The organism is Pedobacter sp. Leaf216 (assembly GCF_001421515.1).
Classification (GTDB): domain Bacteria; phylum Bacteroidota; class Bacteroidia; order Sphingobacteriales; family Sphingobacteriaceae; genus Pedobacter.
Window position 1 is genome coordinate 617,604 of sequence record NZ_LMKM01000012.1, and the last position, 15,743, is coordinate 633,346.

Genomic DNA, 15,743 nt, shown 5'->3' on the forward strand with positions numbered 1-15,743 from the left:
CTTAAGCCTTACACCATTTTACACTATCTTTGTACACATGAAGCCATCGGAGATTAATGCCAAGTGGAAAGTTTTACAGGAAAGGATTTCTACTGAATTTGATTCGGATTTTCCTGATTTAAAAGTAATGCTTTTCCTTATTGGTGTACAGGAATTGGGCAAAGGGCCGAAGAAATATAGCAAACGTCAAAAAGAAGAGCTGATGCATATTGCTACCTGCCGCTTATTAAGCGAAATGGGTTTTTATGAATTAGAAGGTCTTGATCAGGACGGCTGGCCGCACTGGAAATTGATCAAAGCTATTCCTCCTTACACCATGCTTGAACAGGAAATGTTAATGAAATCGCTTATGGTGAGCTATTTTGAGGATATTTATTCTGAAGATTAACTCCTATCCTACGCTCAGATCTTCCTGTTTCAAAAAAAATAAAATTATTAAGTGGCTTATCTAATAATTTGTCACCTTGTTCTCCTTCGACTTGATCAAAGTTTTGGAAAGCAAAGCCATCTGCATTTTTTAATGGTAGCCGGGCTTTTCGCTATATCTCCCCATCCGATGAAGAATCGGGATCGGGAGGATGCCGCTTCAATCCCGTTTAAGTAATTCTTTTAGTGGTGATATTTGAGGTTGCAGGGCGGCCGGAGTAATGTGCACTACCCTAGGTTAGCTAAACCTGATAGCAACGGAAAGCCCGTAATGAAGTGATGGCTTGAAGTGGATAGCAGGACTACCCTAACCGATAAACACAGGAACCTGATTTTCAAAAAAAATATGTTATCTCCATTTAAAGTTTGTCACCTTGTTCTCCTTCGACTTGATCAAAGTTTTGGAAAGCAAAGCCACCTGCATTTTTTAATGGTAGCCGGGCTTTTTGCTATATCTCCCCACCCGATGAAGAATCGGGATCGGGAGGATGCCGCTTCAATCCCGTTTAAGTAATTCTTTTAGTGGTGCTATTTGAGGTTGCAGGGCGGCCGGAGTAGTGTGCAGTACCCTAGGTTAGCTAAACCTCCTATGAATAAACCTCTTTTTTCAGTGGCTTTGAAAGCTTTTCCTTTTTAATGAGCAAAATAATGCCCTTGCCCTGAGAATTAGCGCTATCTAGAATTTAAATTAATGCCTCTCAGAAGCTGTTTTTTATAAAAGTATTAAAAACTTAGCTATATCCTCCTATTAGCGGTCATTAATTTGCCGCAGGTATTTATTAATACTCAAGTTTAAAGATAGCCGCACACTGATTAAAGCAGGTTGACCCGCAAGGTTTAGAAAGCAGTCTATCATATCTTTACAGCTAGTTTATTTTTTTATTTAACCAGACCCGGCGCATATGGTACCGAATGAATCCAGACATGTCTTATCCTTTGTAATAACTTCCTGGCTACTTTGATTACAGCCCTGCGGGAGCCAATCCTTGCAGACCATTTGCTGTAGCACAGGGTTAGAGCCGGATCTGTTCTTATCCCTACCCAGGCAGACTCCACAAGTAAATACCTGAGCCTGCGGTGCTGTCTGGTTGTTATACTTCCTTTTCTATCGTCCTCACCTGAGGAGTGCTGCATTGGGCATAACCCGACAAATGAATTGAGCCTATCTGATTTCTCAAAGCGGGTAATATCAACGATTTCTACAATCAGCACAGCTGCTGTTACAGGCCCTATACCCGGTATTGAGCAGAGCAGTCTGGAAATATTTTGATAACGTACCTTGTGCATAAGCTTGCGTATCTCCCTTAAGGTATCCAGTTTCTGAGCTCTGATGGTTTCCATTATCGAGAGCTGCCTGTCCAACACAACTCTGATGCTCGACTCCCCACAGCTAACCTGTTTTAACCAGTCCACAAATGCATTGCTCCAGTTGGCCTTCGCAAATCTATGGGGTATTTCAATACCCATCAGGCGCAGAAGCCCCTTTATCCTGTTTTTTGCCCGGGTGAGGTCATTACTGTAGCGCTCGTTAAGGCGTACAAGTTGTCGATCCGCCTCCAGCTCAGGATCAGGAACATAAACACCTTCCAGCTGGCCAGCCTGAAGCGCCTCTGCTATTCGCCGGGAATCATTTCTGTCATTCTTGTTCTTTGTACTCTTATCAGTCCTGGGAACATCTGCTGCATTCACAGCAATGCAGCTTATCGATAGGGCAGCAAAAGCACGCTGTATCCAAAATCCACAGAATCCACTCTCATAGGCACATTCATAATTCGCCTTAGGATAACTGGTTAAAAGAAAATTCCGCAGGCCCTCAACAGAGGGAGGAGACTGAACAAAACTTTTAAGGTACTGCTTCCCCAGGTAAAGGGAAACAGTCCAACTTTTAAGGTGCACGTCGATACCGCAACTTATCGTGTGACCGCTAAAATCTAATTTTTCTGCTAAATTTGTCATGATCTTAGTTCTCTTGTTTATATAAATTTAACTATTGTGGCTTGCAAAAGACCACTCGAACTAAGATCACTTTTATTACATAGATACTGATAGCAACGGAAAGCCCGTAATGAAGTGAAGGCTTGAAGTGGATAGCAGGACTACCCTAACCGATAAACACAGGAACCTGATTTTCAAAAAAAATAGAATTATTAAGTGGCTTATCTAATAATTTCAACAATACATATTTTAAAGAGTTATCAACTTGAATAGCAGGTTTGCGAGAAAGTTGACGACTCATAAACAAAAAACCCCGGTGGATGTACACCGGGGCTGCATTTATAATGACCTCATAGGTAGAGGGAAATTGCGATATTATCCTTGTTTTTGTGCGCTCGCTTTTAATGCATCGTTAGCAACGATAACAATTTCTACACGACGGTTTGCTGCACGGCCTGCATCAGTTTCGTTATCTGCAATTGGCTCTGCAAAACCTTTACCAATGGTAACTAACCTTGATGATGGAACACCTTGAGAAACTGCATAAGCTTTAACTGCTGCTGCTCTTCTTTCTGATAAGCCCATGTTATATTGCTCTGTACCACGGCTATCGGTATGGCCAATAATTTTGATATCTGTATCAGGGTATTGGTTCAATGAAGAAGCTAAACTCTGGATATTTGTTTTAGCTGCATCTTTCAAAGCCGTTTTATCAAAATCGAATAAAATACCACTATCAAATTTTACGATAATTCCTTCTCCCTCACGAATAACCTCTGCATTAGGAATAGCTTTCTGGATTTCAGCTGCCTGCCTGTCCATTCTACGGCCGATAAAAGCTCCCGCTGTACCGCCAATAGCACCACCAATTAAAGCACCAACTGCTGTATTACCGGCTTTTTTACCGATTAATGCACCAATAACACCACCAGCTGCAGCACCGATACCAGCTCCTTTTTGTGTTTTAGTTAAACTATCACAACTTTGGAATGCCATCGAACCTACTGCTAATCCTATACTTAATGTCGCTATTCTTACTCTTGAAATACTCATAATAATTTACATTTATAATTTCTACTCGTGCTATTCAAACACAATGCCAAAAACCACCTGAACTACATTTTATATACATTTTGAACGAATATTGCCACAAACCCGTACATTAAGCATAAAAAAAGAGCCCCTGTTTATGGTAACTCTTTGATAATGTATCATTCTTAGTACAAAAAACTAAGCAGAGAAATAACTCTCCAATTCTTTTAATGTATTCTCGTCTGTTTTAAAATCTTTGATTACCTGTCCTTTTTCTACCAGTACAATCCTACTGCAAACATCTGTAACGTGATTTAAATCATGACTGGAAATAAAAGTGGTCATGTTTCCTGCCTGGTCTTTCAAAAGTTTCTTCAAGCGGATTTGCGTTGTTGGGTCAAGGTTGGCGAAGGGTTCATCTAAGATTAAGATTTCGGGCTTCTGCATCAGTGCAGCAGCTATACCAACTTTAACCTGGTTTCCTTTACTAAAATCGCGGATGTATTTGCCACTGTTCAGAATTTCTGCATTAAAAAATTCATTATACTGCTGTAGGTATGCAGAAACATCGGCAATGCTCATGCTATGTAAACTACCGATAAATATAAAATATTCTTCGGGCGTCAAATAATCGATCAGGAAACCTTCATCTAAAAACGATGCGGTGTAATTTTTCCAATTGTCGCTTTGCATTACGTTTTCACCTTTTGATAAAACTTCGCCATTTGTGGGGCGGATTAAATCTAAAAGCATCCTGAAGAAAGTGGTTTTACCAGCGCCGTTATTCCCCACTAAACCAACAGTTTCGCCGGCAGCAATCTGCAAATCTTCGATGTTTACAACGGTTTTATCGCCATAAACTTTCTGTAAATTCTTAACTTCTAAAATCATAATTATTCTCTAAAGCCTTCGGCTATTTTATATCGTTGTTTTTCAAGTCGTTTTGCAATGTAGTTTACCCAAAACCCACGCAGAAATAACATGGCAAGGCCAAAAATGCCCACTACCGCCAAACCCCAATAAGGTTTATTTAACATGCCAAATGGTACATACATTAAAATTGGAGTTAGTGCATAAGGAAACATTAAAAGCCATTGCGTAGCTCCTGTGCCCTGGTAATTAAAACTTGCTGCTTTTGTAATATCCAGTCTTTTATAATTCAAAGTGGCCAGATAAAGCACCACCACCGTTCCGAAACCGATATTGTATAAATATGCCGCCAGGTGTAATAACAGCAATTTTGGACTTAAAAAGCCATAAAAACTGGCCAATAGGGTAATAATGGTGCAGCCGATGGTAAAAAGCAGGAATTTAGCTTTAATGTAATCTTTAAAGTTAATTTTATTGGCCAATATCCCGTCGAAATGGGCACTTTGCCATGCAAACATAAACTGCCCATAAATAATGATGGATACCCCCGTCATAAAGATTGCGCCAAACATCATCTGCCCAAACGAATCAGTATTTATTGCTTTTTCTTTGTAGAAGATAAATCCATAAAAAAGGAAAAAGAAACCAAGAATGACTGCAGAACGTGGCCTTTTGTGGCGGAGAATTAATTTCAATTCAAGCGCGGCCAACTCGCCTACTTTTCCAAAACGGTTAAGAAAAGCATAATCGGTACTTCCTTTTTTCTCTTGCTTTTTGCTTAACTCTTCTACATATAAATTTTTACGTAAAAAATTAGTGTTAACGAAAAATATGGCAACCGCAGCGATGGTGAAACCAAATGCATATACCGGATGGGCAGCAATGGCCCTGAACACAAAATCAGAAGCGGCCATAATCGAAATTACCTTATAATATTCCAGGGCTGCAAATGCGGCGATAACCACTAGGCCAACAAAAGTATAAAGGGTATTGGTAATCGATTTGCGCTTAATATACAGCACGAGGTAATTGTTAAAAATCATTACCGAAAATATCGCCACAATGTACATCAATGTAACCAGGCCACCATATAGAGGCAGAATTTTAATAAAAAAGAACGGAAGAAAGATAAAGAACGGCCAAAGGTTAAACACCGAAAAGAGGGCTTTAACATTCAAAAATCTAATAATCTTACTTCTTTTTATCCGAAGGTGGAGATACGGTATTATACTAAGTGTTGGTAGTTCCTGAAATTGCAAACGCATAATAAAATCGAATGCGAAGTAAAAAAGAATAATGCCGTTGAAGCTTTTTATTACATCCTGATCAGGAAAAAAGTAATTCAGCAGATGAGACATTCCGAAACCTGCCCCAAGCGCCAAAATAAAAAAATAGAGCATAAAAAACCCCAAAACAACCTGTCCGGCTATACTACTGCCACGGTTCCGCGAACGCCAAAATGATTTTCTTTGATGGCTTAAAAAAGTACTCAGCATATTTAGTTTAGATGTTTGATTTAGTCAATATACCTATTAGTATGCATTATGCAGAAAATGTTACACTAATATTTGTATTTGTCTTTCCAGTTTTGCCTAAGTTTTTCTCTCAGCTTCTCTTCTGCGGCATTTTTACCCGGATCGTAAAGTTTAGTACCACTTAATTCATCAGGAAAATATTCCTGTGGAGAAAAATTTCCTTCATAGCCATGCGAATACTGATAATCTTTTCCATAACCGATATTTTTCATCAGTTTGGTAGGTGCATTACGGATATGCAAGGGTACAGGTAAATTGCCCGTTTGTTTAACCAAAGCCTGCGCTTTATTAATGGCTTCGTATGATGCATTACTTTTAGGCGAACTGGCCAAATAGGTTACACATTGGGAAAGAATTATCCGTGCCTCGGGATAACCGATTACATTTACTGCGGTAAAACAGTTATTGGCCAATAATAAGGCATTTGGGTTGGCATTACCAATATCTTCTGAAGATAAAATCAATAACCTGCGTGCAATAAACAGCGGGTCTTCGCCACCTTCTATCATCCGCGCCAGCCAGTAAACCGCCGCATTGGGATCGCTTCCACGGATAGATTTTATAAATGCCGAAATAATATCGTAATGCTGTTCTCCGGCTTTATCATACAAGGCAAGGTTCTGCTGTGCGTGTGCCAGCACATTTTCGTTGGTGAGCACAATTTTATTTCCGCCAATACCGTTGATGGCAATTTCGAGTACGTTTAATAATTTTCGCGCATCGCCACCAGATAATCGGATTAAAGCTTCGTGCTCTTTTATCGTTATTTTTTTCTCTGCAAGTATTATATCTTTTTTAATGGCCGTTTGCAATAAACCAACCAGTTCGGTTTCTGTTAAAGACTTTAAAATGTATACCTGGCAGCGGGAAAGTAATGCGGAAATGACTTCGAAAGATGGATTTTCGGTTGTTGCACCAATTAGTGTAACTAAGCCCCGCTCTACCGCACCGAGCAAGCTATCTTGCTGCGATTTACTGAAACGGTGAATCTCATCGATAAATAGAATTGGCAAACCCAAAAAGCTGTCTTTTAACTGCGCCGCACGGTCAATTACTTCTCGAATATCTTTTACACCACTATTTATGGCACTCAAATTAAAGAAAGGGCGATCTAATGCCTGCGAAATGATATAGGCTAAAGTTGTTTTGCCAACGCCTGGCGGACCCCAAAAAATCATGGACGGCAGTTGACTGCTTTCTATTGCTTTACGTAAAACTGCTCCTTCTCCAACCAGATGCTGTTGACCAACATATTCATCAAGATTTTGAGGGCGCATACGTTCGGCTAATGGAGGCAGGTTTTGCATAATGGTAAATATATAAAAATTGAGTATTTTGTTTGTCGATTATTTACTAACCAAATATCGACAGCACTTGCTCCTGGCTAAAACAAAAGGACAGCTGCTTTAGTTCTAATTTAATATTATGGACATTAAAAACTTAGATCACCTTGTACTAACAGTTGCCAATTTAGAAAGCACATGCAAATTTTACAGCCTTGCCCTGGGAATGGAAATTATTGAGTTTGGCGAAAACAGAAAAGCTTTAAAATTTGGCGATCAAAAAATTAACCTTCACCAATACGGAAGCGAAATTGAGCCTAAAGCCTTTAAACCCATGCCCGGAACGGCCGATTTATGTTTTATTACCGATTTTCCACTACGTGAAGTAATGCAGGAACTTAAAGAAAAATGCATCGAAATTGAAGAAGGACCTGTGGAACGGACAGGCGCAAATGGAAAAATTACATCCATTTACCTTCGCGATCCGGATATGAATTTAATTGAAGTGAGTAATTACTTGTAACCAAGCAGTTTTTTTGCCACGGAGACACTGATTGACAAGGAAATTATTCAGCGTCATTTCCACGCAAGTGGGAATCATAATGCGCATTACAATACTGAGTAATTTGCTACTAAGTTTTTTCATCCCATCCTTTACTTGCATTAAGATAGCCAATCAAGTTCGGAATGACGTTACTAGGGAATTATGCTTCAAAATCTAATCCTCTATTTTCGAATGGTGTTTGGTATCTTTCATGGTTGTGTACAAAATCAACGAGATTAAAATACATCCGGTTACATACCAATAAAAATAACTTTCGTGCCCTATATTTTTAAACCACAAGGCAAAATATTCTGCCGTGCCACCGAAAATGGCAACAGTTAAAGCATAAGGCAAACCTACGCCTAAAGCCCTGATTTCGGCAGGAAACAGCTCTGCCTTAACTACAGCATTAATGCTGGTATAACCACTTACAATAATTAAAGCACCGATCATCAATAAAAAAATGATTGTGGTATTTGTTTCGCCTGCCAATCCATTTAAAATTGGATAAGTACATAAAGTACCTAGTACACCAAAGCCGATCAATAAGGGTTTGCGGCCTATTTTATCGGATAGTAAACCAAATAAAGGCTGCAGAATGGCAAAAACCAGTAACGAGATAAAGGATAATGTGGTAGAAGTTTCCTTGGTAAGGTGCACTGTATTTACCAGGAATTTCTGCATATAAGTACTAAACGTGTAAAATGCGATTGTTCCGCCTAAGGTTAAGCCTACTACGGTAAAAACTTCTTTTGGGTATTTTAACAATACCGCTATACCGCCTTTTTTATCTGCCGAGCTTTTGTTTTTAAATGCAGCAGTTTCGTCTATATGCCTGCGCAGATACAAAGCGATAAAAGAGAGTATAGCCCCAATAAAAAAAGGAATGCGCCAGCCCCAATCGTGCAGTTCGGCAGGCGTAAGTAACCAGTTTTGTAAAATGAGCTGAATGCCTAAAGCCAACAATTGTCCGCCGATTAGCGTAACGTATTGAAAACTGGAGTAAAAGCCACGGTGTTTTTTGGTAGCCATTTCACTCAAGTAAGTTGCTGAGGTTCCGTATTCTCCACCGGTACTCAAGCCTTGAATTAACCTGGCAAAAATCAGCAATAATGGAGCGGCAATACCAATCTGTTTGTAGCCTGGCGTTAAGCCAATAATTAGTGAGCCTATCGCCATAATGAGCACAGAAAGCGTCATTGATTTTTTCCTACCCAATTTGTCGGCAATACTCCCAAACAACCAACCACCAATAGGCCGCATTAAAAAACCTACGGCAAAAATTCCGGCGGTATCCAATAATTGTGCTGTTGGGTTGCTATTCGGGAAAAATGCTGGAGAAAAGTAAAGGGCAAAAGCCGAATAGGTGTACCAATCGTACCACTCTACAAGGTTACCCACTGAACCACCAAAGATTGATTTCAAACGGTATTCTACACCTTTGATTTCGTTCTGATTTGATGTTTTTTCCATATGGTGAATTATTGGTGAGAAAATTGGACTAACCGAGTTTGTACCGCCAGAAATGAAACTTAAATCAATACCGGTTGTTAATCAAAAATATGATATTTTTATAAAGAAAGAGCGAAGTTATTTTCATTCTGATGTTATTTACTCCTTCTTTCATCAACACTCAATCATAATAAAATGAAAGATAATTTTTCTTCACAATCAGCAGAATATGCGATATACAGACCAACTTATCCGCAGGAGCTGTATGAATATTTATTCACTTTAGTAAAAAACAAGGATGCAGCTTGGGATTGTGCCACAGGAAATGGGCAGGTTGCGCGTATATTGGCCAATCATTTTACGGCTGTTTACGCAACAGATATTAGTGAGAATCAGTTAAAAAATGCTTTACAACTTCCAAATATCACTTACAAAGTTGAACCTGCAGAACAAACTTCGGTAGCCGACAATACTTTCGACTTGATTACTGTTGCACAAGCCATCCATTGGTTTAATTTTGAAGCATTTTATGCAGAAGTTAAGAGAACCTTAAAACCTGATGGCCTTTTCGCAGTAATTGGCTACGGCATCATGTTTATTGATAAAAAAGTTGATAAAGCGGTACATAAGCTTTATGAGGACATTTTAGGCAAGTATTGGGACAGCGAACGGCGATATATTGAGGAGGGTTATAAAACAATCCCTTTCCCTTTTGAAGAAATTGCTGCACCTCATTTCCAAATTAAAACTACCTGGAATTTTAACCAATTAATTGGCTATTTAAATACCTGGTCATCCTTGCAGCACTATAAAAAAGCCAATGACCGTAATCCATTGGAGTATATGTTTACTGAACTTAAAGAAGCCTGGGGCAATGATGCCGAGAAAGGTGTTCACTTTCCGGTTTTATTGCGTATTGGGAGGTAAGTTTAACCACAAAGCAAAAGAAGAAAAATACAATGATCGCAAAGCTGGATATTATCAGTACTCTGCGCTTCTTGGCGAAGTCCTCCATGTTCTTTGCGGTAAAAATCAAAGAACTATTTCAATAATTCAATAATACCTAAAACAGTTAGTTTTTACCACCGAGAGAACAGAGGTAAGGCACAGAAAAAACTGAGTTATTTCCAGGCGGAATATTTATTAACCTCTATGTTCTCTGTGGTTAATTAATCTTTTAGCCAACTTTAAAGAACCTAAAACAGTCAGTTTTTACCACCGAGAGAACAGAGGTAAGGCACAGAAAACACTGAGTTAATTTCCAGTTAGGATAGTTATTAAACTCTATGTTCTCTGTGGTTAATTAATCTTTTAGCAACTCCAGAATACCTAAAACAGTCAGTTTTTTCTGCTCACCACTTTGCATATCTTTTAGGGTAAGTTCGCCACTGGCAATTTCATCTCCTCCGATTAATATCACATAAGGGATTTTTTTCGCATCAGCATAAGCCATCTGTTTTTTCAATTTCGCTGCACTTGGGTATAATTCGGCAGAAATACCTGCATTTCTTAATTGTTGAACAATTGGCAAAGCATATTTTTCAGCTTCTGCATCGAAGTTGCTAATCAATACTTTTGTACCAACTTCTGTAGTGGCAGGGAAAAGGTTCAGTTCTTCCAATACATCGTAAATGCGGTCGGCCCCGAAAGAAACACCAACTCCGGTTAAATCTTTTAACCCAAACATTCCTGTTAAATCATCGTATCTACCGCCACCGCCAATACTGCCCATGGCTACTTCGTTGGTTTTAACTTCGAAAATACAGCCGGTATAATAGTTTAAGCCCCGAGCCAATGTAATATCGAGTTCCAATTTAGCGGTTAGTGGCAAGCCATAAGAAATCAGACTTTCTACATATTCAAAAACCTGCTCAATTTCTGCTATACCTTTTAAACCTGTTTCAGATTCTGCCAATACATCTTTTAAACTGGCTATTTTTTCTTCGTTACGGCCTTCCAGTAAAATTACCGGACGGAGTTTTTCTAAATCAGTTTCAGTAAAACCACGCTCAATAAGTTCTTTACTTACTCCATCCAAACCAATTTTATCCAGTTTATCAATGGCAACAGTCATATCGATAATTAAATCTGGTTTGCCAATAATTTCAGCGATGCCAGATAAAATTTTACGGTTGTTAATTTTTATTGTAAAATCTTTTAGTCCCAATTTGCTCAAAGCTTCATTGTAGATTAAAATAAATTCGGCTTCGTTCAGCAAACTTTCAGATCCTACTACATCTACATCGCATTGATAAAACTCGCGATAACGGCCTTTTTGCGGTCGATCGGCCCGCCATACGGGTTGCACCTGAAAACGTTTAAAAGGTAATGTAATTTCGTGCTGGTGCATTACTACATAGCGTGCAAAAGGCACAGTTAAATCGTAACGGAGGGCTTTTTCAGAGATTAAGGGAATAAGCTTATTGCTATTGTCATCTTCAGCGAAATCGAAAGATTTTTTTTTAGGATCTTTAAGATACTCACCGCTATTTAGAATTTTAAAAATCAGTTTATCGCCTTCGTCGCCATACTTACCGGTTAAAGTAGAGAGATTTTCGAAGCTTGGGGTCTGGATTTCTGCATAACCATATTTCCTGAAAACCGTTTTAATGGTATCATAAATAAAATTGCGTTTTACCATTTCAACCGGAGTAAAATCGCGGGTACCTTTAGCTAATGAGGGTTTAATAACTGACATAGCCGCAAAAGTACAAAAATGTAAGGTTTAAACCGATCAGGTTTTTAAATGTAATATTAAATAAACTTGCAGATGCTAATTGTAAACTGCCGAGGTTTGAAAAGTCATTTCCCTAACACTTCTTTTACCATTTCCCTGTTTGGTTTAGAAACGGGTATTTTATCGCCATTATTCATTAAAAGCGTCCCGCCATCTTCTTTTAGCCAGCTTTTTACAAATTTTGGGTTAACCAGATGGCTTTGGTGTGCCCGCAAAAAACCATGTGGTTTTAGCAGATCGGAGTATTCTTTTAATGATTTGGCAATTAACAATTTACCACCATCACTAAAGAAGAAATTGGTATAGTTGTTATCGGCTTCGCATCTGATGATTCCATCAATATCCACATATCTAATTTCATTCTGTTGAGGTAGTGCTATCCTGGTATTTCCTTTAACCACTTCCTTTTTATCGACTCTTTCTTCAACTGTAGCGTTTTGATAAGTAAGCGGAGGGGCAAAGTTTATTGCTAATGTATTCGGAGCAGGATTTGATGATGTACTCCGATTTTTTTTAATCAAAAAGTAGATCAGCATAAAAATGCCACCAAAAAATACGAAAAAGACAAGGCCTGCTACCAAAAGCATAATTATTTCGGGTGCCCCTAACATAGCAGCATGAGCTGCCTGTATGCCATACGCAACAATAAAAGTTAATCCGAAAACTATCCTATTTTTCATTTCCTACCCGCTTAAATCTTTTGAATAAATATAGACATAAGAAAACAAAACCGATCATTACAGCTATAGAGATAAAGCCGACCATAGTTAGGAGAATTATTTCTGGCCCACCAATAGTTGCAGCGTGAACAATTTGCAGGCCTAGAAAAATGATAAAGAAAAATAAAATTAATAACTGTTTCATGTTGATTGATTAATGTTTAACTAAAGTAATCACGTATCATTCATTTAAAAATCAACATTGACGAGGTTTGAAAAGTCATTTCCCTAACACTTCTTTTACCATTTCCCTGTTTGGTTTAGAAACGGGTATTTTATCGCCATTATTCATTAAAAGCGTCCCACCATCTTCTTTTAGCCAGCTTTTTACAAATTTTGGGTTAACCAAATGGCTTTGGTGTGCCCGCACAAAACCGTGCGGTTTTAGCAGATCGGAGTATTCTTTCAGTGGTTTTGAAATCAGCACTTGATCACCGTTGCTTAGAAAGAAAAAAGTATAGGTATTATCGGCCACACAGCGCACAATATCATCAACCGAAACATAACGGATTTCGTGCTGCTGTGGTAAGGCAATTTTCGGAATCCCAGGTTCATTTTTTTTGATCTGACTCAGTAAAAAATTGAGCTGCTCGCCATGTATTTTGTTTTTGATCCTAATTTCGGCCTTTGCAACAGCGGCTTTCAACTCCTCAGCATCTACTGGCTTAAGCAGGTAATCTAAAGCTGCGGATTTTACAGCCTGAATACCATAATTATCGTAGGCGGTTACAAAAACAACTTCAAAAGTTTTCTCATTAAGTTGGTTTAATAAATCGAAACCAGTTGTTTTACCCATCTGTATGTCTAAAAAAAGCAGATCGGGATGATGGAGATTAACCTGGTAAAAAGCATCTTGTACATTGCTCGCGCTGGCTACTACTTTAATATCCGGACAATGTTTACCCAATAAAATCTTTAAATTTTCTAAATTGGCTGCTTCATCGTCTACTAAAATTGCCCGCATCTTATAACCATTGGCTTAGTGTAATTTTAATTATTGTTCCTTCATTATTTGCTTTCACATCCAGCAAAAATGGGGTTTCCTTATAAATCGAATTTAGTAAAGATATTCTGTTCTTGGTTAATGCCAAGCCCAAACCCGTATAATCTTTTGCAACATCGAAACCGCTGCCATTATCTTTTACACTCAATATAAGATCTGTGGATTTTTTAATAAAATTAATTTCGATCCTACCATCATTTCCCTTTTCGGCAATACCATGTTTTACGGCATTTTCTACAAAGGGCTGTAAGAGCATAGCCGGAATTTCGATATTCTCCACATCTAAATCAGGCGAAGCACTAATCTGATATTGAAAACCAAAACGCAGTTGCTCCATCTGCAAATAATCATCAAGCAAGGTCTTCTCAGAAGTTAAACTGATGAGTTCTTTATGATCTAACACATTCCGTGTTAGTCGTGCAAATTTAACAAGGTAGCGATTGGCATTATCGATTTCATTTTTGTTCATCAGTGTTTGGATACCTGCAAGTGCATTAAATAAAAAATGCGGGTTTAATTGCGAACGAACAGATTCTAACCGGAGTTTCGCAATTTCTTTTTCCCGAGATTTCTGAGCAAGTAACTTGGCTGCCTTTTTTTTTCGGTTATTAAGGATTAGAACCGCAATAAATGCACAAAACCCACCAATTATGGCACTTCTCCATAGGTCCTTGGATGTGAAAAAATTTTCTTTTGGTTTTTCTACTGTGAAATGAAAAGTCCTAGCCAATGTATTATCCATCCAATAAGAATAAGTACGCGTTTTGGGATATACGATAATCTCATATTTACCGGAACTAGTAAAATTTTCAACATTGATATCCCCAATTACCAAATTAGTACCCTTAATCAATTTCCATTTAGGTTCTAGCGTAGCAGAAGAACGGGCATCAACATGATCAACAGTTACTGAGTATAGAATATTAAAATCTGTATTTTTCATCGTAACTCTAATCCCCTTTACTTTTTCATTTACGATTATGGTGGCCCTATTTTTAATATCCTTGGTTATTTTTTTTTCTAATACCTTAAATGATAAAGATTGCGGTAATAAAATTGGTTTATTGTATATAAATACTCGGTTAACTCTTTTTTTATTATCAATTCTAAATATTTGAACTTCGATTTTCTTATTTACAACATTAAACGTACCTAAATCTACAGCTACGTAATTTGGCAATACACTGCCTTTGCCCCACTTATATTTTATTTTAGTTGGGATTTCATCCTTTTTAAGTATTACAGAATCATTCTCTATAATTGAAAACCTGTAAAAACTCAAACTGTCTTTCTGGATCCGGCTTTCAAGCTCAATTGATGTTGCACCTTTTAATAAAACTACATTCCCTAAAGCAAGATTGTTTAAGTATTCGAATGGGGTAACCTGTTTAGTACCACTATCTACCACTAGAAATATATTGCATTTAGAAAATTTATTTGCAATAGAATAGTGCATCGGATTACCATATTCATCAACCAGATATTTATTTTTCTGTGCATTCGCCACTAAAGCAAAAAGCAATAAAGAAAAGGAAAGAATTAATTTTTTCATGCGTTTAATTTTCCATAAACATCTTGTAAAAAATCTGCTTAAGAAACCTTAAAACAGGATGTGGCATGAATAAACTTGTAAAAGTGGGCGTTGAGACAGGATTTAGATTTGAGAGGAATTATATTTTTCGAAGAGATGTATTTCACTACCATTGACTGGGTTGAAAAGAAAAATCGTCATCTCGACTGAAGCGTAGTCCCGAACGTTCGGGAGAGAGACCTATGTTAGATAGATTTCTCGGCTGCGCTGCACTTCGCTCGAAATGACGGTAAGCTGGAGATAATATCGCTTTAATTACCCTCCAGCTTTTTTTACTTTATAGCCATCTTTCTGAAGGATACCCATTACTTTATCGCGTACATCGCCCTGGATCATGATTTCGCCATCTTTAACGGAGCCGCCTACACCACATTTTGTTTTTAGCATTTTGCCTAAAACGTCTAAATCTTCTGATTTACCCCTGAAACCTGTAATTAATGTTACTGCCTTACCCCCCCTGTTTTTTTTATCGAGCATTACCCTTAAATCCTGCTGATTGTTTGGCGAGGTAACGGTATCATCAACTTCTTCTTCGTATTCGAATTCAGGATTGGTAGAATACATAATTCCGCCAAGATCACTTAAACTATTTTTCTTTGGTTTCATGTTTTATAAA

Annotated in this window: 15 protein-coding genes; 3 read left to right on the top strand and 12 right to left on the bottom strand. The window is 38.1% G+C overall.

Annotated elements, in window-relative coordinates; all coding sequences use genetic code 11:
- The first annotated feature begins 37 nt into the window (after positions 1–37).
- Entirely contained in the window at positions 38–388 is a 351-nt protein-coding gene (locus tag ASE74_RS12535; protein WP_055909358.1) for a hypothetical protein, read from the top strand.
- A gap of 917 nt (positions 389–1,305) precedes the next feature.
- Here ASE74_RS12535 and ASE74_RS12540 read toward each other — a convergent pair.
- The 5 genes from ASE74_RS12540 to ASE74_RS12560 all read right to left on the bottom strand — a co-directional run bounded on the left by ASE74_RS12540 (position 1,306) and on the right by ASE74_RS12560 (position 7,105).
- Entirely contained in the window at positions 1,306–2,382 is a 1,077-nt protein-coding gene (locus ASE74_RS12540; protein ID WP_055909361.1) for an IS110 family transposase, read from the bottom strand.
- Positions 2,383–2,736: 354 nt separating this feature from the next.
- Entirely contained in the window at positions 2,737–3,414 is a 678-nt protein-coding gene (locus tag ASE74_RS12545) for an OmpA family protein (protein WP_200912303.1), read from the bottom strand.
- A gap of 177 nt (positions 3,415–3,591) precedes the next feature.
- On the bottom strand, positions 3,592–4,284 hold the full coding sequence (locus ASE74_RS12550; RefSeq protein WP_055909365.1) for an ABC transporter ATP-binding protein: 693 nt from the start codon (positions 4,282–4,284) through the stop codon (positions 3,592–3,594).
- A 2-nt stretch (positions 4,285–4,286) separates the two neighbouring features.
- Positions 4,287–5,759, bottom strand: a complete 1,473-nt coding sequence (locus ASE74_RS12555) for a DUF5687 family protein (protein ID WP_055909369.1) — start codon at positions 5,757–5,759, stop codon at positions 4,287–4,289.
- A gap of 65 nt (positions 5,760–5,824) precedes the next feature.
- Complete coding sequence (locus ASE74_RS12560; protein ID WP_055909373.1) at positions 5,825–7,105, bottom strand: replication-associated recombination protein A; 1,281 nt, start codon at positions 7,103–7,105, stop codon at positions 5,825–5,827.
- Between the two features lie 118 nt (positions 7,106–7,223).
- On the opposite strand from ASE74_RS12560, the gene ASE74_RS12565 reads away from it, so the two are divergent.
- A complete protein-coding gene (locus ASE74_RS12565; RefSeq protein ID WP_055909375.1) occupies positions 7,224–7,604 on the top strand; it encodes a VOC family protein in 381 nt (126 codons plus the stop codon).
- 195 nt (positions 7,605–7,799) lie between these two features.
- Here ASE74_RS12565 and ASE74_RS12570 read toward each other — a convergent pair whose 3' ends face one another.
- A complete protein-coding gene (locus tag ASE74_RS12570; RefSeq protein WP_055909376.1) occupies positions 7,800–9,098 on the bottom strand; it encodes an MFS transporter in 1,299 nt (432 codons plus the stop codon).
- Between the two features lie 174 nt (positions 9,099–9,272).
- Between ASE74_RS12570 and ASE74_RS12575 the strand changes: the two genes are divergently transcribed.
- A complete protein-coding gene (locus ASE74_RS12575; protein WP_055909380.1) occupies positions 9,273–10,004 on the top strand; it encodes a class I SAM-dependent methyltransferase in 732 nt (243 codons plus the stop codon).
- A 376-nt stretch (positions 10,005–10,380) separates the two neighbouring features.
- On the opposite strand, the gene hisS is transcribed toward ASE74_RS12575, so the two are convergent.
- The 6 genes from hisS to ASE74_RS12605 form a co-directional block, all read right to left on the bottom strand.
- Positions 10,381–11,775 (bottom strand): histidine--tRNA ligase, encoded by a 1,395-nt coding sequence (gene hisS, locus ASE74_RS12580; protein ID WP_055909383.1) that lies wholly within the window; start codon positions 11,773–11,775, stop codon positions 10,381–10,383.
- Positions 11,776–11,879: 104 nt separating this feature from the next.
- Positions 11,880–12,494 (bottom strand): LytTR family DNA-binding domain-containing protein, encoded by a 615-nt coding sequence (locus tag ASE74_RS24405; RefSeq protein ID WP_082458756.1) that lies wholly within the window; start codon positions 12,492–12,494, stop codon positions 11,880–11,882.
- Positions 12,484–12,678 (bottom strand): hypothetical protein, encoded by a 195-nt coding sequence (locus ASE74_RS12590; protein ID WP_055909386.1) that lies wholly within the window; start codon positions 12,676–12,678, stop codon positions 12,484–12,486. Before ASE74_RS12590 ends, ASE74_RS24405 begins: the two co-directional genes overlap by 11 nt.
- Positions 12,679–12,753: 75 nt before the next feature.
- Positions 12,754–13,497: a LytTR family DNA-binding domain-containing protein gene (locus ASE74_RS12595; protein WP_055909388.1), complete on the bottom strand. Its 744-nt coding sequence runs from the start codon at positions 13,495–13,497 to the stop codon at positions 12,754–12,756.
- A 1-nt stretch (position 13,498) separates the two neighbouring features.
- Positions 13,499–15,088, bottom strand: a complete 1,590-nt coding sequence (locus ASE74_RS12600) for a sensor histidine kinase (protein ID WP_055909391.1) — start codon at positions 15,086–15,088, stop codon at positions 13,499–13,501.
- 294 nt (positions 15,089–15,382) lie between these two features.
- Positions 15,383–15,733: a translation initiation factor gene (locus ASE74_RS12605; RefSeq protein WP_055909394.1), complete on the bottom strand. Its 351-nt coding sequence runs from the start codon at positions 15,731–15,733 to the stop codon at positions 15,383–15,385.
- Positions 15,734–15,743 lie beyond the last annotated feature (10 nt).